General features: G+C 67.2%; 22 protein-coding genes. 7 read left to right on the plus strand and 15 right to left on the minus strand.

Annotation, left to right across the window (positions count from 1 at the left end; all coding sequences use genetic code 11):
- Nucleotides 1-189 precede the first annotated feature (189 nt).
- Nucleotides 190-1,812 carry a 2-succinyl-5-enolpyruvyl-6-hydroxy-3-cyclohexene-1-carboxylic-acid synthase gene (gene menD / locus IG65_RS0118840; RefSeq protein ID WP_030516249.1) on the plus strand — a complete coding sequence of 541 codons (1,623 nt, stop codon included), beginning with the start codon at nucleotides 190-192 and terminating at the stop codon, nucleotides 1,810-1,812.
- A 1-nt stretch (nucleotide 1,813) separates the two neighbouring features.
- Here menD and IG65_RS0118845 read toward each other — a convergent pair whose 3' ends face one another.
- On the minus strand, nucleotides 1,814-2,035 hold the full coding sequence (locus tag IG65_RS0118845; protein WP_030516250.1) for a hypothetical protein: 222 nt from the start codon (nucleotides 2,033-2,035) through the stop codon (nucleotides 1,814-1,816).
- A 183-nt stretch (nucleotides 2,036-2,218) separates the two neighbouring features.
- Here IG65_RS0118845 and IG65_RS0118850 point away from each other — a divergent pair, with 183 nt between their 5' ends.
- Nucleotides 2,219-2,800, plus strand: coding sequence for a TIGR03086 family metal-binding protein (locus IG65_RS0118850; protein ID WP_030516251.1), 582 nt, complete (start codon nucleotides 2,219-2,221; stop codon nucleotides 2,798-2,800).
- 2 nt (nucleotides 2,801-2,802) lie between these two features.
- Here IG65_RS0118850 and IG65_RS0118855 read toward each other — a convergent pair whose 3' ends face one another.
- Nucleotides 2,803-3,414: a TetR/AcrR family transcriptional regulator gene (locus IG65_RS0118855; RefSeq protein ID WP_030516252.1), complete on the minus strand. Its 612-nt coding sequence runs from the start codon at nucleotides 3,412-3,414 to the stop codon at nucleotides 2,803-2,805.
- An 83-nt stretch (nucleotides 3,415-3,497) separates the two neighbouring features.
- Between IG65_RS0118855 and IG65_RS0118860 the strand changes: the two genes are divergently transcribed.
- Together IG65_RS0118860 and IG65_RS35975 are read left to right on the plus strand one after the other, a co-directional pair.
- Complete coding sequence (locus IG65_RS0118860) at nucleotides 3,498-4,532, plus strand: aldo/keto reductase (protein ID WP_030516253.1); 1,035 nt, start codon at nucleotides 3,498-3,500, stop codon at nucleotides 4,530-4,532.
- A gap of 171 nt (nucleotides 4,533-4,703) precedes the next feature.
- The gene (locus IG65_RS35975) at nucleotides 4,704-5,927 is read left to right on the plus strand and encodes an FAD-binding protein (protein WP_156055680.1); all 1,224 of its coding nucleotides are present in this window, start codon (nucleotides 4,704-4,706) and stop codon (nucleotides 5,925-5,927) included.
- On the opposite strand, the gene IG65_RS0118870 is transcribed toward IG65_RS35975, so the two are convergent.
- The 8 genes from IG65_RS0118870 to IG65_RS0118905 all read right to left on the minus strand — a co-directional run bounded on the left by IG65_RS0118870 (nucleotide 5,911) and on the right by IG65_RS0118905 (nucleotide 19,033).
- A complete protein-coding gene (locus IG65_RS0118870) occupies nucleotides 5,911-6,960 on the minus strand; it encodes a hypothetical protein (protein WP_030516255.1) in 1,050 nt (349 codons plus the stop codon). The genes IG65_RS35975 and IG65_RS0118870 overlap by 17 nt on opposite strands.
- Nucleotides 6,957-9,059 (minus strand): hypothetical protein, encoded by a 2,103-nt coding sequence (locus tag IG65_RS0118875; protein ID WP_030516256.1) that lies wholly within the window; start codon nucleotides 9,057-9,059, stop codon nucleotides 6,957-6,959. The genes IG65_RS0118870 and IG65_RS0118875 overlap by 4 nt, the downstream gene beginning before the upstream one ends.
- Nucleotides 9,059-11,050, minus strand: coding sequence for a type VII secretion target (locus IG65_RS36965; RefSeq protein ID WP_081879582.1), 1,992 nt, complete (start codon nucleotides 11,048-11,050; stop codon nucleotides 9,059-9,061). The genes IG65_RS0118875 and IG65_RS36965 overlap by 1 nt, the downstream gene beginning before the upstream one ends.
- Before the next feature lie 31 nt (nucleotides 11,051-11,081).
- Nucleotides 11,082-11,471, minus strand: a complete 390-nt coding sequence (locus IG65_RS0118885; protein WP_063833662.1) for a YbaB/EbfC family nucleoid-associated protein — start codon at nucleotides 11,469-11,471, stop codon at nucleotides 11,082-11,084.
- 220 nt (nucleotides 11,472-11,691) lie between these two features.
- Nucleotides 11,692-15,969 (minus strand): bifunctional nitrate reductase/sulfite reductase flavoprotein subunit alpha, encoded by a 4,278-nt coding sequence (locus tag IG65_RS0118890; protein ID WP_030516259.1) that lies wholly within the window; start codon nucleotides 15,967-15,969, stop codon nucleotides 11,692-11,694.
- A 161-nt stretch (nucleotides 15,970-16,130) separates the two neighbouring features.
- Entirely contained in the window at nucleotides 16,131-16,835 is a 705-nt protein-coding gene (locus IG65_RS0118895; protein WP_030516260.1) for a demethylmenaquinone methyltransferase, read from the minus strand.
- A 78-nt stretch (nucleotides 16,836-16,913) separates the two neighbouring features.
- The gene (locus tag IG65_RS0118900; RefSeq protein ID WP_030516261.1) at nucleotides 16,914-17,606 is read right to left on the minus strand and encodes an SGNH/GDSL hydrolase family protein; all 693 of its coding nucleotides are present in this window, start codon (nucleotides 17,604-17,606) and stop codon (nucleotides 16,914-16,916) included.
- Between the two features lie 11 nt (nucleotides 17,607-17,617).
- Complete coding sequence (locus IG65_RS0118905) at nucleotides 17,618-19,033, minus strand: MFS transporter (RefSeq protein WP_081879584.1); 1,416 nt, start codon at nucleotides 19,031-19,033, stop codon at nucleotides 17,618-17,620.
- A 125-nt stretch (nucleotides 19,034-19,158) separates the two neighbouring features.
- On the opposite strand from IG65_RS0118905, the gene IG65_RS0118910 reads away from it, so the two are divergent.
- Nucleotides 19,159-19,788, plus strand: a complete 630-nt coding sequence (locus IG65_RS0118910) for a TetR/AcrR family transcriptional regulator (protein WP_030516263.1) — start codon at nucleotides 19,159-19,161, stop codon at nucleotides 19,786-19,788.
- Nucleotides 19,789-19,836: 48 nt separating this feature from the next.
- Here the strand turns inward: IG65_RS0118910 and IG65_RS0118915 are convergent, their stop codons facing one another.
- Together IG65_RS0118915 and IG65_RS0118920 are read right to left on the minus strand one after the other, a co-directional pair.
- On the minus strand, nucleotides 19,837-20,976 hold the full coding sequence (locus IG65_RS0118915; RefSeq protein ID WP_030516264.1) for a glycosyltransferase family 1 protein: 1,140 nt from the start codon (nucleotides 20,974-20,976) through the stop codon (nucleotides 19,837-19,839).
- Nucleotides 20,977-21,050: 74 nt separating this feature from the next.
- Nucleotides 21,051-21,527, minus strand: coding sequence for a DUF3592 domain-containing protein (locus IG65_RS0118920; protein WP_030516265.1), 477 nt, complete (start codon nucleotides 21,525-21,527; stop codon nucleotides 21,051-21,053).
- A gap of 40 nt (nucleotides 21,528-21,567) precedes the next feature.
- On the opposite strand from IG65_RS0118920, the gene IG65_RS0118925 reads away from it, so the two are divergent.
- Entirely contained in the window at nucleotides 21,568-22,074 is a 507-nt protein-coding gene (locus IG65_RS0118925; protein ID WP_030516266.1) for a DUF2505 domain-containing protein, read from the plus strand.
- 63 nt (nucleotides 22,075-22,137) lie between these two features.
- Here the strand turns inward: IG65_RS0118925 and IG65_RS0118930 are convergent, their stop codons facing one another.
- From IG65_RS0118930 to IG65_RS0118940, 3 genes are all read right to left on the minus strand, one after another.
- Nucleotides 22,138-22,587 (minus strand): VOC family protein, encoded by a 450-nt coding sequence (locus IG65_RS0118930; RefSeq protein WP_030516267.1) that lies wholly within the window; start codon nucleotides 22,585-22,587, stop codon nucleotides 22,138-22,140.
- Nucleotides 22,588-22,596: 9 nt separating this feature from the next.
- On the minus strand, nucleotides 22,597-23,058 hold the full coding sequence (locus IG65_RS0118935; RefSeq protein ID WP_030516268.1) for a helix-turn-helix transcriptional regulator: 462 nt from the start codon (nucleotides 23,056-23,058) through the stop codon (nucleotides 22,597-22,599).
- Between the two features lie 98 nt (nucleotides 23,059-23,156).
- Entirely contained in the window at nucleotides 23,157-24,437 is a 1,281-nt protein-coding gene (locus tag IG65_RS0118940) for a geranylgeranyl reductase family protein (protein ID WP_030516269.1), read from the minus strand.
- 374 nt (nucleotides 24,438-24,811) lie between these two features.
- Here IG65_RS0118940 and IG65_RS0118945 point away from each other — a divergent pair, with 374 nt between their 5' ends.
- The gene (locus tag IG65_RS0118945; protein WP_030516270.1) at nucleotides 24,812-25,834 is read left to right on the plus strand and encodes a polyprenyl synthetase family protein; all 1,023 of its coding nucleotides are present in this window, start codon (nucleotides 24,812-24,814) and stop codon (nucleotides 25,832-25,834) included.
- The last annotated feature ends 19 nt before the right edge of the window (nucleotides 25,835-25,853 follow it).

Consider the following 25,853-nt stretch of genomic DNA (forward strand, 5'->3'; position numbering starts at 1 on the left):
GTTCGGCATCCGGATGGAGTGTGATCCCCGGATGCCGAACGGCGGGGGCCCGCGGCCGGCTCGATCAGCCCGGCGCCGACTTCCCGAACCGCTCGGCCATGGAGATCGGGTTAGCGAAACCTAACTCGATGAACGGGGTGTGAGCGGGTCGACGTCCCCTCCGGCCGGAAGGTCTGACAGTCTGAGAGTGTGAATCCATCGACAGCACAGGCCCAGGTCGTGGTGGACGAGCTGGTGCGCGGGGGTGTGCGCGATGTCGTGCTGTGCCCGGGCTCGCGTAACGCGCCGCTGGCCTTCGCGCTGCAGGCGGCCGATGCGGCGGGGCGGCTGCGACTGCATATGCGCATCGACGAGCGGACCGCCGGATTCCTCGCGGTCGGCATGGCGGTGTCCACCGGGGCACCCGTGCCGGTGGTGATGACCTCGGGAACCGCGGTGGCCAACCTCGGGCCCGCGGTGCTGGAGGCGAACTACGCCCGGCAGCCGCTGATCGTGCTCAGCGCCAACCGTCCCTACGAGATGCTGGGCAGCGGCGCCAATCAGACCGTCGAGCAGTTCGGCCTGTTCGGTAGTCAGGTGCGTGCCGCGATCAGCCTGGGCTTGGCCGAGGAGGAACCGGATTACCGCAGCCAGAACAGCGTCTGGCGGGCCGCGGTCTGCCGCGTCCTGGCCGCCGCGCGCGGCACCCGGTCCGGCAACGCCGGGCCCGTGCACTTCGACATTCCGCTGCGGGAACCGCTGGTCCCCGATGCCGTTGCGGGCGAGCCGATTCCGGCCGGACGCATCGGTGACGCGCCGTGGACCGAGACCCAGTACGCGACCCTGGACGTCCCGCTGGAGATCGATCTGACGCTCGATACCGTCGTCATCTCCGGTCACGGCGCGGGCTATCGCGCCGAGCTGGCGCAACTGCCCACGGTCGCCGAGCCCACCGCCGCGATGCCCGGCCCGGCCCTGCATCCGCTGGCGCTGCCGTTGCTGAAGCCACGGCAGGCGATCATCACCGGCCGGCCCACGCTGCATCGGCAGGTGTCGAAGGTGCTGGCCGATCCGGATGTCACCGTCTTCGCCCTGACCACCGGCCCGCGCTGGCCCGATGTCTCCGGCAATGTCGTCGGCACCGGCACCCGCGCGGTCACCTCCGGGGCGCCGCGTCCGGAATGGCTCGAGCAGTGCCGCGAACTCGACGCGATGGCCTGCCGCGCGATCCGGACCGAACTGGCCCGCCATCCCAAGCCGACCGGCCTGCATGTGGCCTCCGTGGTGATGGACGCCCTGCGCGAGGGGGACCAGCTACTGCTCGGCGCCTCCAATCCGGTGCGGGACGCGGCGCTGGTGTCGCATCCCCATCCCGGGGTGAAGGTGCTGTCCAACCGCGGTGTGGCCGGTATCGACGGCACGGTGTCCACCGCGGTCGGCGCGGCGTTGAGTCATCCCGGCCGGACCTTCGCGCTGATCGGCGACCTGACCTTCCTGCACGATGCCTCCGGCCTGCTGATCGGCCCCGGAGAGCCGCGTCCGGCGGATCTCACCATCGTGGTCGCCAACGACGACGGTGGCGGCATCTTCGAACTGCTCGAACAGGGTGATCCGCAGTACGCCGGCGTCTTCGAGCGCATTTTCGGCACTCCGCACGGGATGGACCTGGCAGCGCTGTGCGCCGCCTACCGGATTCCGCATCGGCAGGTCGATCCGGCCGAGCTGGCGGTGGAACTGACCGGGCACGCCCACGGCATTCGCGTGCTGGAAGTCGCGACCGAGCGATCCAGCCTGCGCGAGTTGCATGCCGCGGTGCGCGCCGGCATCGAATAGGTCAGTATTCGGCCTCGGACTCGGCCTCCGGCTCGTCGTATTCGTCGTCGAGCGGCACGGGAATCGACTGCTCGATGAGGTCGGCCTCGGCGGCTTCGCGGTCGGCCGTGGCCACGGGCATATCGACTTCGGATTCCTCCGGAGCGACCTCGAGGCTCTGCTCCAGCTGATCGGCCTCCGGAACCATGTCCACGGAGGTGGTGTCGATGGTGGGATCGGTCATCGGTTGCTCCCTTCCGCTGGGGGTCCGACATGTCGGATACGGCGATCCGGCACTGTCGAGGATGCCCTCACCCGCTCCGGCTGGCAACCCGCTCGCGTGCTGGCACCGATGAATTCCGGTGGCTCGCCCCGTCCCTTCTGTGGGTGCCTGTGCCGGTACAGGCCGTATTCGGAGGAGGATCACATGGCGACACCCCACTTCGATCTGGAGAGCGCCACCGATGCGATGGTCGAGATCGTCAGCGGCATCGGCGCGGACGATCTGACCGCGGCGACCCCGAGCCCGGGCGTCACCGTGCGAGATCTGCTGTTCCACACCATCGGCTTCAGCGAGGCGTTCCGGCAGGGCGCCACCAAGGAGGGCATCGGTCGTTCCGCGCCGCCGGAGCAGGCGCCGGATGCCGATCTGCCCGACGGTTGGGGCGAGCTGATCACCACGCAGTTGAAAGCCCTCGCCGAGGCGTGGCGCGACCCGGCCGCCTGGGAGGGCGATACCGAGGTCGGCGGCGTCACCGCCCCCGCGCCCGCGATGGCCGGATTCGCCCTGAACGAGGTCGTGATGCACAGCTGGGACCTGGCCCGCGCCACCGGCCGCCGCTTCGAGCCCGCCGACAAGGATGTGGCGGTGCTGCTCGAGCAGTTTCGCGATACGCCGCGCGAAGGCGTTCGGGGTCTGTTCGGCCCGGTGATCGAGGTCCCGGCCGACGCGTCGGACTGGGAGCGCCTGCTCGGCCTGACCGGCCGCGACCCGTACCGGCAGGCCTGAGCTCACCCGGTGAACAGGCCTGCGGTGGCCGCTGCCGCCGCGGCGTCGGCGGCGGTCACCGCCACCGCGTCGTCGATCGGGTCGCCGGAGATCAGGAAGCGGTAATACAGCGGGGCGGAGACGGCGGAAACCACTGCGCGCGTATCGGTTCCGGGGGCGAGTTCGCCCCGTTCGATCGCGGCCGCGACGCACGGCTCCCATTCCGCGATCCGCACGTCGTAGAACCGGTGCAGGGCGGAGGTGGTTTCGGGATCGCAGACGGCCGCGGCCACAAGTGCTTTGAACAACGGGCCCTGGCGGGGATCGGTCAGGGTGCGTGCGACGAGGCGCGCATTGGCGGTGAGGTCGCCGCGCAGCGATCCGGTGTCGGCATGCGGCAGTGAGGTTTCCGCCATGTCGGTGAGCAGGTCCGCCACCAGCCCGGCCGGGGTACGCCAGCGGCGGTAGACGGTGGTCTTGCCGACCTCCGCGCGGGCCGCCACCTCGGCGAGGTCGAGTTCGGCGAAGCCGCGTTCGGCCAGCAGATCCCCGGCCGCGCGCAGGACGGACTCACGGACGCGGGCCGTGCGACCCCCCGGGCGCACCGAGCCGGGTGCGGCGGTGTCCGAACTCATAACGGTCCTCCAGTTTCATTAGCGTCCGATCGAGTGTATCGTCTCGTCTGTTAATGAAACTTCAGTTCCGTTAGGGGTTGATCATGGACTATCGTCGACTGGGTGCCTCGGGCCTGCTCGTTCCGGCTCTCAGCTTCGGGGCGGGCACCTTCGGCGGCCGCGGTGAACTGTTCGGCGCGTGGGGTGATACCGACGCCCAGCAGGCGCGCCGGATGGTCGATGTGGCGCTGGAGGCCGGCGTCACGATGTTCGACACCGCGGACGTGTACTCCGACGGCGCCTCGGAAGAGATTCTGGGCCAGGCGATTCGCGGCCGGCGGGATCGAGTTCTGCTGTCCACCAAGGCGGGCCTGCCCACCGGGCCCGGAGCCGCCGAGGCGGGATCGGGACGTTCCCGGCTCATCACGGCCGTCGATACCGCGCTGCGCCGGCTCGGCACCGACTACATCGATCTGTTCCAGCTCCACGCCTTCGACGCCGCGACGCCGGTCGAGGAGGTGCTGGATACCCTCGCGGATCTGGTGCGCGCCGGGAAGATTCGCTATCTGGGCGCCTCGAATTTCGCGGGCTGGCAGCTCATGAAATCGCTGGCGGCGGCCGACCGGGGCGGTCATCCGCGATACGTCGCCCATCAGGTCTACTATTCGCTCGTCGGCCGCGACTACGAGTGGGAGCTGATGCCGCTCGGCCGTGATCAAGGCGTCGGCGCGATGGTGTGGAGTCCGCTGGGCTGGGGCCGGCTGACCGGCAAAATCCGGCGCGGACAGCCACTTCCGGCGGGCAGCCGGCTGCACCGCACCGCCGAGGCCGGACCGCCGGTGAACGACGAACTGCTCTACGACGTCGTGGACGTCCTCGACGAACTCGCCGCCGAAACCGGGAAATCCGTCCCGCAGATCGCCCTGAACTGGCTGCTCTCCCGCCCGACCGTCGCGACGGTCATCGTCGGCGCCCGCAACGAGGAACAGCTGCGTCAGAACCTCGGCGCGGTCGGCTGGCAGCTCGACCCCGAGCAACTGGCCCGTCTGGACAAGATCAGCGCCGTAACGCCACCGTATCCGTACTACCCCTACTACCGGTTGCCGGATTTCGCGCGCCTCAACCCGCCTGTCGCCTAGCGCGAACCGCCGCCGTCGAGCGGGATATTCCCGCCATTGGGAACCTCGATACTGGATCTACCGCGATGCACCCCGTCATCGCGCACACCGCGAGGTCACGAGGTTCCCATCGACGAATTCACCACCGATTACGGCGGCGTGCATCATGCCGTGCCCCGTGCGGTCCATCGGATGCCCGCCGCGTTTCCCGCTGCCCTGCTCGGCTCCGGACGTCCACTGACGCTGCGCGGCGCGGGACACTCGTGCGACGGGCAAACCGTTTCCGATTCCGAACTCCTGGTCAGCTATGCGCCCGAGACCGCTGTGCAACAGGTTCGCGACCTCGGCGGCGGGCTGTTCGAAGTGCCTGCCGGAGCGAGTTGGTACGGCCTCGAGCGGTACCTCAACCGCCAAGGCAGAGCGGTCCCGGTATTGCCCAACTACTTGCACATGTCCGTCGGCGGCACCCTGTCGGTCGGCGGAATCGGAGTCGACTCGGTCCGTCTGGGGATGCAGATCGATCATGTCGAGCGGATTCAACTGATCGACGGGATGGGAATCAGTCGCTGGTGCTCGCGAACCGAACATCCCGAACTGTTCCGCTTCGCGCTCGGCGGGCTGGGGGCAGTCGGGCTGATCGAGCGGGCGGTGCTGCGGACGATTCCGCACCGTAGCGACACCCATCTGCATCGGGTCGATCACGCAACCCTGGGCGAACTCGGCGAATACGCCGAACGGATCGCGCAGCGCGACGACGTCGACATCTACTGGGCATCGATGCGCCGCGGCAGGATTTCCTCCACGGTGGGATGGCGGAGCGGCGATCGCGCACAGTGCGCTGCCGGCAACTGTGAGATCGCATCCGACCTCACATTCGGCGGACATCCGGATATCGCACAAGCGCCGCCCACCGACCGGGTACGCCTGTGGGCCGACTACGTCGTACCTGCCGGGCAGTTCGTTCCGATGATCGCGGCTGTCGAGGACATCTGCCACCGCTTGCCGATCGATCACGCGCTGACGATGGTGTACATCCTGATCATCCGGCGCTCGATCGGCGCACCCGCGTTCGCCTTCGCTCCTGTCGGCGCCGCCCCCGTCTCGATCGGCGTGGGACTTTACACATCGGTGGAACGGACCGGGGCCGCCATCGAGGCCACGCGCCTGGCGCTGCGGGAGTTGTTCGAGCAGTGCTGCGAATTGGACGGGCGGCCTTATCTTTACGGGGTCGCCGATCTCGATGCCTCGACGGCGCAGCGATTGTACGGAACGGATGTGGATCGCTTGGCCGAGCTACGTTCAACCTATCGATTGCATCATCTCAACGCTCACATTCCGCTTGTGCGGACGGCCGCCGGACGCAGCGGTTCTCTCACTGATTCGCGGAACGAAAGCTCGGTCACCGGCCGGAGTTGACGACAGCTCCCCAGGTCGGCGTTCCGTAAACGTTGAGCTTATCGATGCCGTCGTCGGCGGAGAACCCGAGTCCGAACCCTGAATAGCACCAACTCGCGCCGTGGGATTCCGCCGCCTTGGCCAGCGCATCGATGGCGTAGGTGCTGCCGTGGTGCCGGGCGGCTAGTTCGGGTACGAGCTGCGAAAGATCGTCATTGCGTCGTGTCGCTACGGACAGCGCGAACGACCGGGCCCCGCTGCTATCACGCGAACAGCAAACGAAGAAATCGTGATCGTGCAGCCCTGCCGGATTCACTCCGCACCGGACGAGTTCGGACAGCACCTCCCACGCCGGATCGCCGAAGTGCCGGACCAACTTCATCGGTACAGCCGGATTGCGAGTGCGGGACGTCAGATAGAGCTTGTGGTTGACCTCCCCGTGCGCATCCACCTCGATCGCGGCGATGCTGTATCTGAAGTGCTCGTCGTTCTGGGGCACCGACACCAGTTCGCGGAAGCCTGGAAACTCGCTGGAAAGCCTTTCCAATGTGCGGGGCACCACCCACGGCGCGCCATACACCTTGAGTCGGTTCAGGCGAGAGGACGCCCCGGCGTGATGAACGATTCCTGTCCAGGTAGCGAAACGTTGCCGCTGCGAAACCTGCGCCGGGTCGGGATACAACGTCCTCAGAAAAGAACTCAAAAGATCGGCGGCCTTTCGGCCGTCACCGGGTAGCCAGTCTGCGAGATCGCGGATCGCGGCGAGTTGCGCGCCGACTCGGGAGGCGAAGGTCGTCTCCTGAGTTCCCGCCTCCGCGAGGTACCGAACGGCGGGCGCGTACCGGTTTCGACCACCCGCCACGCTCACTTCGAGCGGGATGCCGGAGATGGTAAGCCCGCTCGCGCGACGACCGTCGGGCGCGCGAGCGGCCAGCTGTCCTCCGCAAGCGCGCGCGACCACGGCACGGATCGAAGACGGATCGCACCCTAGCTTCAGGCGCTCGGCGACGTCGACGAGATAGTCTCCGGCGGCCGCAGCAGTCGCCTCGGTCACGTTTCGATAGTCGACGTTGCGCCACTCGGCGGCGCTGCGGGTGCCGAGAACGCCACGGCCTGCGCACTCGAATTCCCTTGCGCCTGTTGCCCGTTGTTCGATCCGGCCCCGTCAGGGTGGAAGAATGTGAAGTCCTGATTCGGGTCCTTGACGTTCAGCGGCCTCAACTGACCGTCGACAATCATGTAGGCATTGTCCGGGCCTTCCCGGACGATGACCGCGCTGCCGCCGTTCCAGCGCACGATGTCACCGGTGTGCGCCGCAGACGGATCGATCTGCGTCTCTTGACCGCGCAATGTCCCGTAAGCGGCATCGGCATTGCTGCCGTTCGGGTTGTTCAACTCTTTGTTCACGACATCCGCGACCGTCGACGGGACCACCTGGTTGCTTCCGTCCGGCAGCTTCATATCGACATTCGAGTGCGTCGGCACGGGGCCGGCGGCCGGGGTCGCGGAAATTGGAGACACATGACCCGGCTCAGCCGTCTGCTGGGTCGTGCCAGGGATGTTGAGCATGGGGTTGGAGCTCGCCACCGCGGGTGCCGCCTGTCGCGCCGCACCGCTGTCGCCCGAAGCGGACCGACCGCCCATCTGCGTGAAGGGGTTGCTCTGATCCGCCGATGTCGGATTCATCATCGGGTTCATCATGGGGTTCAGCATCGGATTCGTCATGGGGTTGGTCATCGGATTCGATGCCTGAGTGAACGGATTCGACGACTGTGCTGCGGGGGTGGCACCACTGGCTGCGTCGCTATTGGTGATATCGGCGATAGCCTGCTGAATAGCCGATGTGGCGTCAGTCTTACCGCTGGTGTCGGTCGATTGCTGGTCGCCGCCGGTGAGGTCGGTCTGGGTGGGATCGGTCGACGTCAGATCGTTGCCCGCGGTCGAATCGGTCCCGTTCAGGATTCCCTCCGGGAACAAGTCTTTGAAGTCCTGCGGGGTGGCATCGGCCGCTGCGGGGGTCGGCGTCGGGGTGGGAGTCGGTGTCGGAGTGGGTGTGGGGGTTGGCGTGGGAGATGGCTTGGGCTTACCGCCAGGGCCGTCATCGCCGTCCTTGGGAGGCGGATCGGAGTGCACGCGAATGTTGAGAGCGTTCTTCTCGATCTCTTTTACTGCCGCATCGTACTTCGTCGACCAGTCCTCTTTCGCTGTGGTCAGGGCGACACGGTAACGATCCTCTGCGCTCGGGGTGAGATGATATAGTCCGTCTTTCCCCTTTTCGTACGCAACCGTGCCATTGTCTTTGGTTACATCGTCGCCATGCCAGTAGATCTTGCCGTCGACAGCTTTTCTATCTTTTCCCCCGTAGTTGAATGACAAATCATCCTTGAGCTTGTTGTATACTTCCTGTAGCGCCTTATATGTCTTCAAATTTTCGATCTTGGTGTTCACTGTTTTATCTTGAACTTCTGCATGCGCCTTTTCGTACTCGGTCTGACGCTTGTCCAGCAAGCTCTTCAGATCCTCGTAGTCGTCGACGGATTTCGCCCATCCGTCCGACGTGGTCACCTGCGTGCTGTCGAAAACTTTTGAGAAGTCGAGCTTGTCCTCGATATCCCCCACGCCTAAGGTGTCGAATCCCCACTGCATCGAGAACTCGGCATCTTTGATAAGCAGATCCAGTGACCTGCTGCAACCGTCGGGGCGAGGCAGGGATATGGGTTCGTGTCCCTTTTCATCGCCCCATTTCGAAGGCGGCTTGTCGCCGTTGTCCTTCGTAGGATCGTAGAATTTCGGGTCGGCGTCGTCGTTCTTCTTCTTGTCCCGCTCCTCCTTTGCCTGCACTATTTTGTCCGGATTCCCGGACATCAGCGCCTCGGCCATGTCGCTGTACTTCTTGTCCTTGTCGTCTCTGAAATCCCAGTCCGTACCAGCGTCGCTGCGGGCCATATCCTCTCTGGTGTCCGAGCTGAGCTTTCCGTAAACATACTTGAAGTCGGCGGCGCTCAGGCTGTCCAGTTTGTCAATGGATTTCTTGGCGTCGTCATAATTGAAGTAGTCGTTCCAGGACTTGCTGTGGGCATCGTTGATCTCCTTGACGACCTTGTCCAGGTCATTCAAATGCTCAACCGAGAAAGTCTGATCCGTATCGCCCATCAAGCTCTCCTCTGTTCATCGGACGCCTCGGGCGCCACCGGGGTCCTCATGAAGTTGATAACGGGGACCGACGCATTCTCGTGCTCGGCGGATACCGCACTCCGGAATGGCGAGCCCATGGTGTCGGTCTGTCCGATATTCCCTATTGCGACACCAGTGTCGAGCGCCTTCGTCGTAACGGTAGAGGTTTCCGCGGCCAGTGACGGATGCTCGACGATTTGACTGTAGCTGTAGAGCACATCGCGAAGTGTCTGTCGATCGGGCCGAGTCGCTGACGACAGCAGCAACAATTCATCGGCTCGCCGCTCGAACATTGCGGCGCGCAACGTCGTGGTCGCGGGTAGATCCACCCGGCTGCCGATCGGAATGCCGGACAGATCTATTCGCCGAGACGATACCGCCGTTGCTTGCATACCGACGGCCCCACGTATTTGATCCCACCAGTTCGAAGGGACGGATCGACCGGCATGGAGCGCATCGAAGATCTGTGCTCTCCACGCGCGGCGGGTGACGGTTTCCCGGTCTGCCATGGGGATTACCGTGCGGAGCCGAAGGTCTGCGGCGGTTGCCAGCCTGAGGCACTCAACCGCGATTCGGTCTTCTGGGATCGTTGTCGCTCGTCGGAGGAATTCGTCCGAGCCGGCCATCGCGAGCCGATCGACCAGCCCCCCATTCGGCTTGGTGAGGTCGATGGTCGATTCTTCGGAAGACACGCTTTCCGTGACGCCGACGTGCGCACCGAGTGCCGTGCGAATCTCATCCGAGACAGCTGTAGAAGACGCCAGCGCGGTGATTTCGAAATTTGCTCGTTGGGAAACCCTGGAACCGAACTCGACGAGGAACCGAGCCGGATCAAGGGTGCCTTCCAAGGCTGCAATAGCCCTTTGTCCGCCAGGGCCGAGGACGGAGTCGTGCTGCCACGGGATCATCACCTCGCGGGGCAAGAACAATCCGGGGGGTAGCCACCCACGTCCTTCGTTGGACGTCAGTGCGATAACGAGACGACCCTGTTTGCGCGGGTTTCGCGATATCGCCACCGCCCATTCCAGGCCTGGAGCAGACTTCGCTGCCGCCGCAAGCACACCCGCGAGCAAGGCACGGGCGAGCGCCAAGTCCTCAGGTACCGGCTCATCCGCAGCGTGTCGCCGTTTGGCGTCGGAGATCGCTGCCGCGAGGCCGTGGGGAAAGCCGGCCGAAGTACCACCGGGGGCTGCCTCCATTCCGCCAGCAGCAACTGTCGCCCCCGCCGGTGGCCCGAACGATATGCCGGGCGCCGTGCCGAGCGAGCCTGAGGAATCCGTGGGCGCGGAGTCCCAGGCCCCTGTGCCGGTCGCATCCACCCGGAAGACGCGTGGGTCGGCTTCGCTGGTCGAAGGAACCACGTCACCGACGGGAACACTCTCCTCCGGCATCACAGCTCCAGCGGGCGCCCCGCTCATTGCCGCCGTGGGAACCCCAGCAAAGGTCTGTGCCATCGTGGCGGCGGGCATCGGGCCGGCAGGACCGGGACGTTCGTTCGTGTCCGCCGCAGGAATCTCGGGGACGGTGGCCGGAGGCCGTCCGGGGCGAACCGGACTCTTGGACTCGGGGGGTATGCCGTTTCGGCTCGGCGTATCCCGACCCGAGCCCGCTGGAACTATCGGTGCGGGCTGAATCGGGCCCGTTCCAGCCGGCGCTCCGCCGCCGCCGACGCGATGGATATCGCCCCCACCGGTACGATCCCCCTCTTCGAGCGCCGCAGCCGTGGCAAGCAGTTCATCTCGGGTTCGCAGATGCTTACGGACGAGGAATTCGGCCTTCTCGTGCCGGTTCTGGTAATAGGTGTTCAGTTCGTGTCGGACCGGGTCGGCGATGGTGCCGTACTCCGACTGGAAGCGTTTGAGCCACCCCTCAGGGACTTTCCCCCACTCATGCAGCGACTTAGCCCACTGCTCGTGTTGCCAAGCCATCTTGCGCAGCTGATCGGGATCGATATCGAGGTAATTGGGCATGCTCAGTTGGTCCCTCCCCGGATCCCGGACTTTATGCCTCCCGCTTCCCGAAAACGGGAAGCGGTTGGTCCGGGGTACTACCGGCCTGCCATTCCCGAACGATCTCTTCCAGAGGCCGCGGCAAGCTGTCGGGATCGTTCATCGCGTTGTCGTGCTGCCGTCGTGCGTCCTCGGTGCTTTCGACAATGGCGGCCATGATCTCGGCACTCAGTTGCCCGCTGTCGAACCGATCGCAGGTTCCGGGTGCCAGATACAGGTCGGTCAATCGACCGCGCGCATCCACCTCGGGAATGACCAGTCCGCTCGGGGAAGGGCGGCGGGCCACGATCCGGTCCACCCGCTCACCCATTTCGGCGATGCGGTTCCCCAGCTCTCGGTTCAGCTCGAGCGCGATTCGCACGTTGGGGTGGATTTCAACCATCTGTCCTCGCTCATCCGCTGCCGAACGCTCACCTGCGCGATGGCGGCCCGGCCGACAGTTCCGCAGACACCTCGTCACCACACGTTTCGGTTACCCATTCTGCCAATGCGGGCATTGGGCAACTCCCCGCCGAATTCCCAGCAACGGGAAGTATCGGCCGCTGCGAGCATGCTCGATCACTCATCTCGTACGGCTCTATGACGAACTGTGAGTCGATGAGTCAGTACACGTCGCGCACGTACCGCTTCTCCGCGGTCAGCTGCTTCTTGAAGGCCAGCGCCGCATCCTCGTCGAGGTTGCCGTGGATGCGGGCGATCTTCAGGAGGGCGTCGTCGACGTCGCGGGCCATGCGCGCGGCGTCACCGCAGACGTACAGGTGGGCGCCGTCGCGCAACCACGCCCACAGCTCCGCGCCGTGCTCGATCATGCGGTGCTGCACGTAGATCCGCTCGCGCTGGTCCCGAGAGAAGGCGAGGTCGAGCCGGGTGAGGAAGCCCGAGCGGAACATGTCCTCGAGTTCGGTGCGGTAGTAGAAGTGGTCCTGGGCGTGCTGATCGCCGAAGAACAACCAGTTGCGGCCGCGGCATCCCAGCGCGCGGCGTTCGTGCAGGAACCCGCGGAACGGCGCGATGCCGGTGCCCGGGCCCACCATGATCATCGGCGCGTTCGGATCCAACGGCGGCCGGAAATGCGGTGCGCGCTGCAGGAATACGGGTACGCCACCGGTCTCGTCCCGGTCGGCGAGAAAGGTGGAGCAGACTCCGCCGCGCGGGTCCTCGGTCGCGCCGTAGCGCACCACGCCGACGGTGAGCTGCACCTCGCGCGGACTCACCAGCGGGCTCGACGAAATCGAATATTGCCGCGGTTGCAGCTTTTTCAGCACCGAGAGCCACTCCACCAGATCGGCCCGCACGGGAAAGTCGCGCAGGACGTCGACGGCGTGGCGATCCCACAGATAGCGGTCCAGTTCGTTGCGGTTGTCGCGGCGCAGCAGTTTCGCCAACTGCTGACCGGGATTGCGTGCGGCGATGAAGGACAACAGATCGGCACTGATCTTGGTGATGTCGAAATGCGTGCGCAGTGCCGATTCCAGCGGCATGTCGCGCCCGTCGATCTCCACCGGCCGGGCGCCGTCGAGCCCGGTCGCCGCCAGCCAATTCCGCACGGCGGCAACCCCGTTCGAGGGCCATATGCCGAGGCTGTCGCCGACCTCGTAGCCGGCGTCCAGACCGCGCAGGTCGAAACCGAACTGCCGCACCTCCTTGCCGGATCCGGGCCGCGACAGCAGTTCGTTGCGGACCAGCGGGGCCAGGACCGGAGCGTTGCGGGTGAACGGCGCGGGGATCGAGCGGGGGGCGCGGGTGGGCGCGGGGGAGCGGACCTCGACGCGGTCGAGCACGCGCACACCGAGCCCCGCGGGCGCGCCGGCACGACCGCCGCCGGTGGACGGCACCACACCCTCGGAGCCGCCGGACGTCTCGGCCACACCGCTGCCGCTGGGTGCGCCGGCACCATGGCCGTCGGTGGGCGCATTCCCGCGACCGTCACCCAGCGCGGCGAGGACCGCGGTGATCCACTCGTTCGACAGATCCTCGTGATCCGGTTCGCTGTCGACGCGATCCAGCAAGCGGACACCGCCCCGTTCGGACAGCAGCCGATCCACCTTGCGGCCGTAACCGCAGAAATCGTCGTAGGAGGAGTCGCCGAGGGCGAAGATGCCGTACCGCAGACCGTTGAACCGAATCCCACTGTCCTGCAGTCGGTCCCAGAAGTCGGCGGCATTGTCCGGTGGGCCGCCGTCACCGAAGGTACTGGTGACGAGCAGTACGTCGCCGGTCAGCTCGGGCAGATCGCACGCATTCATCTCGACCAGCCGGGGCGCGTGCCCGTGTTCGGCGAGCGCCGCCGCCACCGTCGCGGCCAATTCTTCGGCGGTACCGGTCTGGGAAGCCCACAGCACGGTCACCGGCCGTTGCTGTGAGCCGGCCGGCGCGGCGGGTGAGGGCGCTGACACTGTGGCGCCGGGCGGGGAGCCCGCCGCCCGCGAGTACATCCCCGCCAGCAGCCCGTCGATCCACCAGCGGCTGCGGTCGGACAGCGGCGCCGATTCCGGGAGGACGGGCTGCCCCTGAACCGGAAGCGATTGCAGCGCGGCCAGGTACCCGCCCAGATAGATCCGCTCCGCCTCGCTGAGCATGGGCGCGGGCGCGGAATCGAGTCCCAGCATGGCGGCGAGCGGATGCGATGCCGGCGCGCCGCCGGACGTGATCGGGCTGCCGCCCGCGGCGTCGACACGGTGGTCCGGTTCGGTGCCGCCCCGGTTGTCCTCGTCGATGCCGTCGCGGGTGTCCCGAGCGGGGCCGACGCGTCGCAGCGTCACCGCGCACACCTTGAATTCCGGTTGTAGCGAATCCTGATCCACAGCATCGTTGGTCACGGCATTGATCGTCAGATATTCGCCCTGCTCGTCGTTCCAGTGGAACGGTGCGAAACACGAACCCGGTCGCACCCGATCGGTGATCCGTACCGGCAGCACGGCTCGGCCACGGCGAGAAGCGATGTCGATCTGGTCGCCGGGACGCACATCCAGCGTGCGCGCATCGTCGGGATGCACTTCGAGAAACGGCGCCGGATTCAATTTGTTCAACTTCGCGACCCGGCCGGTTTTGGTCATCGTGTGCCATTGATGTTGGACGCGACCGGTGTTCAGGACGAAGGGATAGTCGTCGTCGGGCATTTCGGCGGCCGCCATATGCGGCCGCGGCCAGAACACGGCGCGGCCGCTCGCGGTGGGAAAGGCCGGCGCACCCGCATCGCCGGTGCGATAGCGAATCGGATTGCGGCGCTGCGCGGAATCGGCACAGGGCCACTGCATCGGCCCTTCGCGCAGTGCGGTGTAACTCATTCCGCTCAGGTCGTATCCGGTCGCCGGATTCGCGAAGTCACGGATTTCGTCGAAAATCTCGGCGCTGGAACGGTAGTCGAATCCGGCGAAGCCCATCGCCGTCGCGATCCGCGCGATCCATTCCCAATCCGGCAGCGCCGCGCCGAGCGGATCCACCGAATGCTGCAGGAGGGTGACAGTGCGTTCGGAATTGACCATCACGCCGTCGGATTCGGCCCACAGCGCCGCCGGCAGCAGCAGATCGGCGTAGGCATTGGTCGCGGTGTCGAGATAGGCGTCCTGGGTGATCACCAGTTCCGCCGCCTCCAGACCGGCGATGACGGTTTTGCGATTCGCCACCGAGGCCACCGGATTACTGCAGATGATCCAGCACGCCTTGATGGTGCCCTCGGCCAGTTCCCGGAACATCTCGATCGTGCCGCGTCCGGATTCGGCGCGAATCGTGCCGGGCGGCAGGTGCCATGCGGTTTCGACGAACCGGCGGTCGGCCTCCACAAGGGCACTGCGCTGGCCGGGCAAACCCGGACCCATGTAGCCCATTTCCCGCCCGCCCATGGCGTTCGGCTGCCCGGTCAGCGAGAACGGACCGCTGCCGGGCCGGCAGATGGCGCCGGTGGCCAGATGCAGATTGCAAACGGCATTGGTGTTCCACGTGCCGTGGGTGGACTGATTGAGTCCCATCGTCCACAGCGTCATCCAGTCACCGGCCGCGCCGATCCACGCGGCGGCGGTGCGAATATCGTCCTCGGCCAGCCCGGTGATCTCGGCGACGCGGTCCGGTGGATAGTCGGCGAGGAACTGCGGCATCGCCTCCCAGCCCTCGGTGTGCGCGGCGATGAATTCGGTGTCGATATCGCCGTTGCCGACCAGCATGTGCAGCAATCCGTTCAGCAGCGCCAGATCCGTGCCGGGTCTGATCTGCAGGAAGAGATCGGCCCGGGCGGCGGTGTCGGTCCGCCGCGGATCCACCACGATCAATTTGGCCCCGGCCTTGAGCCGATCGGCCATGCGCAGGAACAGAATCGGATGACAGTCGGCCATATTCGAGCCGATCACGAAGAACAGATCGGCTCGGTCGAGGTCGTCGTAGGAACCCGGCGGGCCGTCGGCGCCCAGCGATTGTTTGTATCCGGTGCCCGCGCCTGCCATGCACAGCCGTGAATTGGATTCGATATTGATCGTGCGCAGGTAGCCCTTTGCGAGTTTGTTCGCCAGATACTGCGCTTCCAGCGACATCTGCCCGGAGACGTAGAGCGCGACGGCATCGGGACCGTATTCGTCGACGATCGTGCGCAACCGCTGTGCCGCCTGCCGCACGGCCTCCTCGACGGCCAGTTCGACCGGTTCCCGTCCGCGCTGGGGCCGGTGCAGGGCGGTCGTCATCCGCCCGGGCGCACGCATCAATTCGAGGTGGGTGGCGCCTTTGGTGCACAGCCGCCCGGCGTTGACCGGATGCAGTTTGTCGCCGCTCACCTTCGCGATGACGGGTGCGCCGGCCGCGTTCCGCTCGGTCTGCACCGTGATGCCGCAGCCCACGCCGCAGTAGGAGCACGCGGTCCGGACGGTGCTCGTGGAGTTCTCGGCGCTCGACACATCCCCGATGATGGCGAGCCGCCGTTGCGACGGATTTACCGAACGTTATCGGCAGATGACGAAAATCCTCACCACTTCGGCATCTGCACGGTGAGATTTCCGGTTCACGCCCGGTCGGGCGCCGTTTCCGCGGGCGAGACCACGGCGTGCGGTGAGCTACTTCACCCCAGTTTGTAGCCGCGATGCAGTGCGACGATGCCGCCGGTCAGATTGCGCCACTGCACCGACGACCAGCCGGCATCGGCGATCCGCATCGCCAACTGCCGCTGATTGGGCCACGCCCGGATCGATTCGGCCAGGTAGACGTAGGCGTCCGGATTGCTGCTGACGGCCTCGGCGACCTTCGGCAGCACCTTCATCAGGTATTCCATGTAGATCGTGCGGAACGGCCCGAAGACCGGGGTGGAGAACTCCGCCACGACCAGGCGTCCGCCCGGTTTGGTGACGCGCAGCATCTCGCGCAGGGCGGCGTCCGGTTCGGACACGTTGCGCAGGCCGTAGGAGATGGCGACCGCGTCGAAGGAGTCGTCGGCGAACGGCAGGGCGGTGGCGTCGCCGTTCACCATCGGCACCCGGCGGAACCGCCCCGCCTCCAACATGCCCTTGGAGAAGTCCAGGGCCAGGCACCAGGCGCCCGACTTCGCGAATTCGGCGGTGGAGACGCCGGTTCCGGCCGCCAGGTCCAGCACCCGCTCCCCGGGCCGCAGGGCCAGCGCCCGGCGGGTGGCCCAGCGCCAATAGCGGTCCTGCCCGCCGGTGAGCACCGTATTGGTCAGGTCGTACCGCTTCGCGACCCCGTCGAACATGGACGCGACCTCATGCGGTTGCTTGTCCAACGAGGCCCGAAACGACTCTGTCTTCGCCACGGAAGTGACCCTAGCGTCCGCCGCCCGGGGCAAGGACGCGGGCCGGTGCGCGATCACGGGGAGGATTGGGCGCCTGCGCTATTCGCTCGTCCGGCTCGACAGTGCGTAGGCCAGATGCTTGACCATCTCGGTCGCCAGCACCGCCTGACCGGAGGTCGAGAAGTGGATGCGATCCGCGCTGAGCAGGTTGTCGCGATCGTTGACCGGGTGATCCCACATGTCGACGACGACCGCCCCGTAGTCGGCGGCGATTCGGCGGGTGAGATCGTTCATGGTGCGAATTCGCTCGGGCCAGTCGGGAAACGCCGGTACGACATAGGCGCTTGCGAGAGTGAACGTCGTCAGCAGGGCGCCGGTGCTCGCCGCGACGTCGTACATTCGCCGCATCGCTGTGTCGATCTCGTCGAAGTCGGGATCGCGCCGCGTGATGTCGTTCGGACCGCACGGCAGATGCAGCAGGTCCGGACGGAAGTCCACGATGCGGTCGAGTTGGCGGGCCGAGGTCTGCGCCGTGGTGGCCCCGACCTTCGCGGTGCAGAGATAGCGCAGGTCCGGGCGTACGCGCCGCAGTACTTTCACGAGTCGCTCGGGCCAGCCCGCGTTCGAGTAGCCCGGCGTGGGATCGCCGACGCCGGCCGACAGACTGTCGCCGGCCACGCCGAATCGTCGCCACGGCACATCGAACAGCAATGCGGCCGCGGTGGTCTCGGAGAGGCAGAGCGGATCGGATTCCTCGGCTGTGGCCGCGGAGGTGATCGGGGGATTCGACATGATGACCTGCTTCATTTCGATCGACGGGCACGAGGCGTGATCCCGAATGCCGTTGCCACGCCGACGACGGCTACGACCGCGATGAACAGCCAGCCGTGCCGGAAAGCGGTCACCATCCGGTCGGTGGTGTCCAGCGATCCGAGCAGCGCGATCAGCACCGCGACGCCCAGGACGTAGCCGAGTTGGCGGGCGGTGTTCACCACGGCGCTGCCGGTGGCCGACCGTTCCGGCGGCAGATCGACGGCGGCGGAGGCGATCATCGTGGGCAGGGCGAGACCGATGCCGATGCCGGAGATCACCCACCCCGGCAGAACCGCGGTCGCGTACTGCACCGGAGTGGCGGCCGCGAACAGCACCAGCAGGACGCCGGCCGCGAACAGCGCATTGCCCAGGGCCACAACGACTCCCGCTGGTATCCGCCGGATCAGTCGCTGGCTGACGGCGGCGAAGATCGGCACCATGATCGGGCCGGGGACGATGGCGAGCCCGGTTTCGATCGTGCCGAAACGGGCCGCGTTCTCGAGCCACAGCGTGATGCTCAGGAACCACGCCCCGAATGCCGTGCAGAAGGCCAGCACGGTGGCGTTGGCCCAGGCGAACGTCGGCACCCGGAACAGGTCCGGCGGCACCACCGGATCCGGATGCCGGCGCATCCGCAGCACGAACAGGACCACGCCGAGCACCGCCACGGCCGATGCCGTCCACGTCGCGCCGCCGGTCCACGCATCGCTTTCGACCAGCGCCAGCGACAGCGCCCCGATCGCCACGATCAACGCCACCACCCCGAGCGGATCGGGCACGCGGGCGGAGGTGCGCTGCGCGAGATTCGGCACCAGCCATACGGCCGCGAGCCCGGTCACCACACCCACCGGCAGATTGATCAGGAAGACCCAGCGCCAGGAGATCTCGACCAGCGCTCCGCCGACCACCGGGCCGCAGGCCGCGGCGAACGAACTCGTCGTGGCCCAGATCTTCACCGCGCCCGGCACCCGTGCCGGCGGCAGCACCGTGAGCAGCAACCCCAGGCCGGCCGGCGTCAGCGCCGCGGCGCCCACCGCCTGCAGCAGCCGGAACGCCACCAGCGCCCACAGCGTCGGAGCCGCGGCACAGGCCACGCTCGCCGCGGTGAAAAGGCCGAGGCCGGAAAGGAATCCGGCCTTGCGGCCGAAGCGATCGGAGAATCGGCCCGCCGGAATCAACAGGGCCGCGTAGACGATCGCGTAGCCGTTGAGCACCCAGCTCACATCGGCCAGTGACGATCCCCGGTAGGACTCGCCGATCTTCGTGAAGGCCACGTTCACCACGAAGACGTCGAGCATCGCCACGAATGCGGCCGAGCACAGGATCCACACGATCGCCGTCGAACGGTCCCGGACCGGCGTGGATTCGTCCGCGGTCACGGACTGTTCGGCTGTTACGCCATCCATCAGGCATCCCTTCTCGTCACCATCGGCGGTGCCGTCGCGCGCCGACGTGATCGAAAGAATACGGTCGACCGTATGTTTAAGGCAATAGATCGATTCGCGGCGATCGGTGACATACGATCGACCGTATGGTCGTATCCGAGGAGCGCGAGACAGCGGAAAGTGCCGATCAGCGGCTACGCCGCGGTGCGCGCTCGCGCCGCGCGGTGACCCGCCGTGCGATCGAGATCGCCTCGGTGGACGGACTCGACGGGCTGAGTTTCGGCCGGTTGGCCGAGGATCTCGAGGTCAGCAAGGCCGGCATCCAGACCCTGTTCCGAACCAAGGAGAAGCTGCAACTCGCGACCGTCGACGCGGCGCGGGAGGTGTTCGTGGAGACCGTCGTCCGCCCGGCGCGGGACGCCCCGGCGGGCATCGCGCGGCTTCGCGCCCTCGTCGACCGATGGATCGACTATGTCGAGCGCCCGGTATTTCCCGGCGGATGCTTCTTGGGCGCGAATCTGCCCATTTTCGACAGCCGGCCGGGGCCGGTCCGCGACGCATTGCGCGAACAGCAGCGCGACTGGGTCGCCGTTCTGGCAGCGCAGTTCCGGCGCGCGGTCGACGCCGGCGAGATCGCCGACGTGGATCCCGAGGCGGCCGGCTTCGAGGTCGCGGCTGTCCTGAATGCCGTCAACGTCGCGCTGCGCCTCGGCGACGGCGACAGCGTGGCCATGGCACGAGGGGTCATCGACCGTCTGCTCCGGAAGGCAGCCTGAACCGTCGGGCGCGCCGGGTCGGCTCGGGATCGCCTGCGATACGGCGCTTCACGCGCTGCGGTGCAGAGCTTCCTGCCCGCCGATCACTTCGTGATAGTGCCCCATCAGCTCGGTGCAGATCGCGGGCCAGGTGCGGTGCAACACCGATTTGCGTGCCGCGCCGGCGAATCGGGCTCGCAGCGCCGGATCACGCAGCGCCGCAACCGCACTCGGCAGCAGTTCCGCGAACCGGTCGACGGGAAGCAGATATCCGTTGCGGCAGTGGGCGATCAGATCGCGCGGACCGCCGGCATCGGGTCCGATCACGGGAGTGCCGCACGCCAGCGCCTCCTGCACGCCCTGGCAGAAGGTCTCGTGCTCGCCCGGGTGGACCATCAGGTCCAGGCTCGCATAGGCCTGGGCGAGTTCGGCGCCGCCGAGTTCGCCGGTGAAGACGGCCGCCGGCAGCAGGCGTTGCAGATGCGCTCGCTCCGGTCCGTCGCCGACCACGACCAGCCGGATATCGGGATCGTCCGCCAGCGCGGCGAGACGTTCGACATGTTTCTCCGGCGCCAACCGGCCGACGAATCCGACCACCAGCCGGTCACCGTCCGCCCACCGTGCGTGCACGTCGGCGTCGCGTGCGCCGGGTGTGAACCGCACGGCATCCACGCCACGGGCCCAGCGGTGCACGCGGGCGATTCCGTGCCGCTCGAGGTCGTCCATCGCCGCCGTCGAGGGCGCCAGGGTGCGCGCCGCGCGATTGTGGATGCGCCGCGTCCACGCCCATGCCGCCCGGTGTGCCGCGCTCAATCCGTAGCTGGCCGCGAATCCGGCGACATCGGTCTGATACACGGCCACGGCCGGCAGATCCAGGCGCAAGGCGGCCGCCGCACCGCCCGCACCGAGCAGGAAGGGTGAGGCCAGATGCACCACATCGGCATCGAAATCCTCGATCGCCGAGGTCAGCAGCGGTTGCGGCAGGCCCACCGGGAGTGAACTGACCCGGGGCACCATGACCGCCGGCATCCGGATCACCGGAAAGCGGCCGTACGAGCGAGGCGCCGCGGCCTGGCCGCGGGGAGTGTCCGGGGCGATGACGAGCGCATCGTGTCCGTTGCGGTCCAGGTGGGCCAGGACCTGCAGCACGGAGTTCACGACACCGTTCATATTCGGCAGAAACGATTCGGAGACGATCGCTACACGCACCCCTGCAGTGTGCGATGCGCGGCACGCCAGGACACCACACCCATATGACGGATGTGCGAAGTTCGGGCGAACAGCTAGCCGGAGGTGCGCACCGAACGGCGCTCGAAGCGGCGCACCACCAACAGCACCGGCAGCGCCACCACCCACACCACCACGATCACCGACAGCGCCGGAATGACCGCCACCCGGGCGTCGCGCCCGGCGACCCGGACCAATTCCGGATCGCTGCGGCTGTATTCGACATTGATCCGCTCGCCGGCGGTGAGTTTGGTGGGATACAGCACCCCCACCTTCGGATTGTGCGTCACACCGTCCGGCGTCACGTAGGTGACCGCGGACCGCAGCCGGCCCGCCGACAACACTTCCGCGCTGGTCACGCCCTTGTCGGAGCTGATCAACATGTCGTCGCGCCACGCCGCCAGCACCAGCAGTACGGCCAGCACGCTCACCGCGGTGGCGATCACCACGAGCGTGATCCGGGTCCGGCGCAGCCGAGGCGAACCGGCCTCGGCTCGGTGCTCGCGCGCAGCAGACTCGGTGGTTTCCGACACCGCAACAGGCTATTGCATGCTTCCGATAGCGTGTGCGGTCATGTCCCGAAACTTCCGCTTCACCGTGTCATACACCGTCCCGGTCGAGGAATTGCACCGGGCGCTCACCAGCGACGAATTCTGGCAGGCCCGCTTCGAGGGCGCCGAGACCGCGACCATCGAGCTGGCGCACCCGAACGGGCCCGGCACCATCCATCTGCGCATGACCGAGACGGCCCGCCAGGACAAGGTTCCCGCCATCGTCCGCAAGGTGCTCAAGGCCGAACTGGTGCTCGAACGCACCGACGACTGGGGTCCGCTGGAGGGCAATTCCGCCGCGGGCACCTTCTCGGCGACCTCCTCGGGCATTTCCTCCGAGATGACCGGCAAATACCTGCTGCGGGCCGCGGGCACCGGCTCCGAACTGGAGGTCAGCGGCAGCGTGAAGGTGAAGGTGCCGCTGGTCGGCGGGGCCATCGAGCCACTGGCCGAACAGTTGCAGCACCGGGTGGTGAACAGCGAGCGCAAATTCGTCGAGCAGTACTTCGCCGCCAAATCCGGGACATAGATCCGGCACATCGCGGAAAGTGGGTGCGAGCAGCGCGGCCGCTCGCACCCGTCGCACGATCGGCTACTGCGCCCCCGGACCGAAAGCGCCACCGTCGAATTCACGCTGTTCGACCAGGACGAGCCAATTGCCGGAGTTGTCGCGCATCACCGCTTCCACGCCGTACGGGCGCTCGGCGGGCGGCTGCACGAAGTCGACACCCTTGGCGGTGAGCTCCTCGTAGGCCTTCTGGCAGTTCTCGGTGCGCAACCCCAGCGCGCCCATGGTGCCGTTGCCGAGTGAGCGGCGGATCGCCTCGGCCATCGTCTCGTCGAGCGGCGGCCCCGGCACCATCAGCGTCACCTCGAGTTCGGGGTGATCCGGTTGGGCCACGGTGACCCAGCGGAAGCCGTTGTCGCCCATGGAGATATCGGCGGTTTCCACGAAGCCCAGCTTGTCGATGTACCACTGCTTGGCCGCGGACTGATCGGTCACATACACGGTGACCAGCGATACGTTGGTGATGGTCGTCATGAGCTCAGGCTATGAGCCCGCGGCGCCCGCCGGCTTCTCCGAAATTGCGCCACCGGGATCGGGCGCGGGCTCCGGCGGTTTCCGATCGGAGAGCCCGTGCATGAACACATAACACCCCGGAATGCGCGGGACTCCGTCCGCCGCGAATTTCGCCTGATAGGCCGACGGCGTCATCCCCACCAGTTCGGTGAATTTGCGGCTGAACGAGCCCAGGCTGGTGTACCCGACCAGCATGCACGCCTCGGTCACGGTGATGTTGGTGGCGCGCAACAGGTCCTGCGCGCGTTCGATGCGCCGCTCGGCCAGATACAGCGCGGGGGTGCGGCCGTAGGTGGCGGCGAAACAGCGCAGGAAATGATATTTCGACACCCCCGCGGTCGCGGCCAGCTCGTCCACGTCGAGGGGACGGGCGTATTCGCGATCCACCAGATCCCGCGCCCGGCGCAGATGCGGCAGCAGGTCCTCCGGCACCGACGGCGTTCGATCGCGACGCGGACGTGCCCCGCCGCGGTCGTTCTCGCTGCGACTGTCCACGCTGCCTCCTGCCCGCCCGTCGGCGCCGCGTATCGCTAGCTGAACGGCGCCGGATCGTCGAAACGCAGTGATGCCCGGCCAGCTGCCCGCCAGGCCCTGGCGGTGAGGTCGGCATCCTCCTCGTCGACGAGATTGCCCATCACCCGCACGGCCGTGCGCTGCAGCAGCGCCGAGCGCATCACCGGCGGTCCGCCGGTCGGCACCATCCGCGGGTGGGTGGCCAGCGCCGCGATCCGGCGGGCCACCGAGAAGGTGCGCCCGTAGCGGGCCCGCAGCAGATCCGGCCACACCGTGGTCAGATCCGGTTCGCCGAGCAGCCCGGACAGCAGATGCCCGCCCTCGAGCCCGTAGTCGATGCCCTCGCCGTTGAGCGGATTCACACATCCGGCGGCATCGCCCACCAGCACCCAGTTGCGGCCCGCGATATTCGACACCGCCCCGCCCATCGGCAACAGCGCCGAGGCGACGGCCCGCGCCTCGCCCTCGAACTGCCACTCCGGCCTGCGCAGCGAAACATAATGCTGCAGAAGCGGTTTCAACGCGATATGCGAAGGCCGGCGTTCGGTGGCCAGTGAGCCCACGCCGATGTTGACCTCGCCGTTGCCGAGCGGGAACACCCAGCCGTAGCCGGGCACCAGACCGCCCTCGGCATCACGCAATTCCAGATGCGACGTGATCCATTCGTCGTCGCTGCGGGCGGAGCGGATGTAGGCGCGTGCGGCCACGCCGTAGGCGAAGCGGCGATGCCAGACGCGGCCCAGCAACTTCCCGACCGGCGAGCGCACCCCGTCGGCGACGATGAGGATGTCGCAGCGGATCTCCCGCGCGCCCGATTCGGTCTGCACGGTGACACCGGTGACCCGATCGTCCGCGCGCGCCACATCGACCACCCGCACTCCGTCGACCATGCGGGCACCCCATTTGACCGCGGTCTCGCGCAGTTTGTCGTCGAGTTCGGTTCGGGGAACGGCACTTCCGTAGGTGGGAAAGGACCCGCCCGGCCAGGGCAGCAGTGCCTCCCGGCCGAATCCGGCCATCCGCAGGCCCCGGTTGACGGTATGCGCGCGCAGCCAATCGCCGAGCCCGAGCGCCTCCAGTTCCGCCGTGGCGCGCGGCGTCAATCCGTCGCCGCAAGTCTTGTCCCGGGGGAAGACCGCGGAATCGGTGAGCAACACCTCGCGCCCCGTGCGCGCCGCCCACGCCGCCGCCGCCGAACCGGCCGGTCCCGCACCCACCACCAGCACCTCGACGTGCTCGGGCAGGACCGTGCCGCCCTCCCGTTCCGGTGCTGTCGAACCGCCGTGAGCTGAACCCATAGCCCAATAGTGGCAGAGGTGCAGCTCCCGGTTCGCTCGGGCGGCTTTTGGGCCGAGCCGATCGGTAGGGGCCGGGAGACCGCTACCCGGGTGAGCGCTGAAGAGATTCCGTCGAACCAGGTAGCCGCTGCCGACTTCTGGGTATGCACTTCCGGGACGGTGCTCCAACCCAGTTTTCGGCCGCCTCGATTTTGGACCGACGGAGCGAGGGAGCGCAGCGACTGAGCGGAGGAGGGAAAAATCGAGGCCCAGGGGGCCGAAAACCCGCCGGAGCGAAGCGGAGGCCACAGGCAGAGTGACGGTGTTCATGGGAGCGGGGAGGGCAACACGCTAGGTTCTTCGGTGTGGGGACGGACGCGGCATTGGGAGAAGACATGAGTGCATCGGCTGTGAGCGATGAAAGCACCGTGGTTGCCGGGGTCGATCTCGGCGATCCCGAGCTCGCGGCGACCGTGCGCAACGGGCTCGACGAGGTGGAGAAGCTGCTGGTCAGCGAGCTCTCCGATGGGGAGGACTTCCTGCTGGAAGCCGCGCTGCACCTGGCGCGCGCCGGCGGTAAGCGGTTCCGGCCGCTGTTCACCATCCTCACCGGCCAGCTCGGCCCGCGCCCGACCGACCCCGATCTGATCACCGCCGGCACGGTGGTGGAACTGGTGCATCTGGCCACGCTCTACCACGACGACGTGATGGACGAGGCGTCCATGCGCCGCGGCGCCCCCAGTGTGAACTCCCGATGGGGCAACAGCATCGCCATCCTCTCCGGCGACTACCTCTTCGCACACGCCTCCCGGCTGGTGTCCACCCTCGGCCCGGACGCGGTACGCATCATCGCCGAGACCTTCGCCGAACTGGTCACCGGTCAGATGCGGGAAACCTTGGGCGCCAAGAAATCTCAGGATCCGGTCGAACACTATCTGCGGGTGGTGTGGGAGAAGACCGGCTCGCTGATCGCCGCGTCGGGGCGCTTCGGCGGCACCTTCTCCGGTGCGAGCCTCGACGACGTCGAGCGGCTGGCACGCCTGGGCGACGCCGTCGGCACCGCCTTCCAGATCTCCGACGACATCATCGACATCTCCTCGGTATCCGAGCAGTCCGGTAAGACGCCCGGCACCGACCTGCGCGAGGGTGTGCACACCCTGCCGGTGCTGTACGCGCTGCGCGACGAGGGCGCCGAGGGCGACCGGCTGCGCACGCTGCTGGCCCGGCCGCTGGAATCCGACGACGAGGTCGCCGAGGCGCTGGAACTGCTCTCGCGCTCGCGCGGCATGGTCCTGGCCAAGCAGAAGCTGCAGGGCTACGCCGATATCGCGCACGCCGAGCTCTCGGCCCTGCCGCAGGGCCCGGCCAACGACGCGTTGGAACGCCTGGTCCGATACACCATCGAGCGGGTCGGCTGAGCCTTCCGTCGCGGCGGCC

The organism is Nocardia sp. NRRL WC-3656 (assembly GCF_000720265.1).
In the GTDB taxonomy this organism is placed as follows: Bacteria; Actinomycetota; Actinomycetes; order Mycobacteriales; family Mycobacteriaceae; genus Nocardia; species Nocardia nova.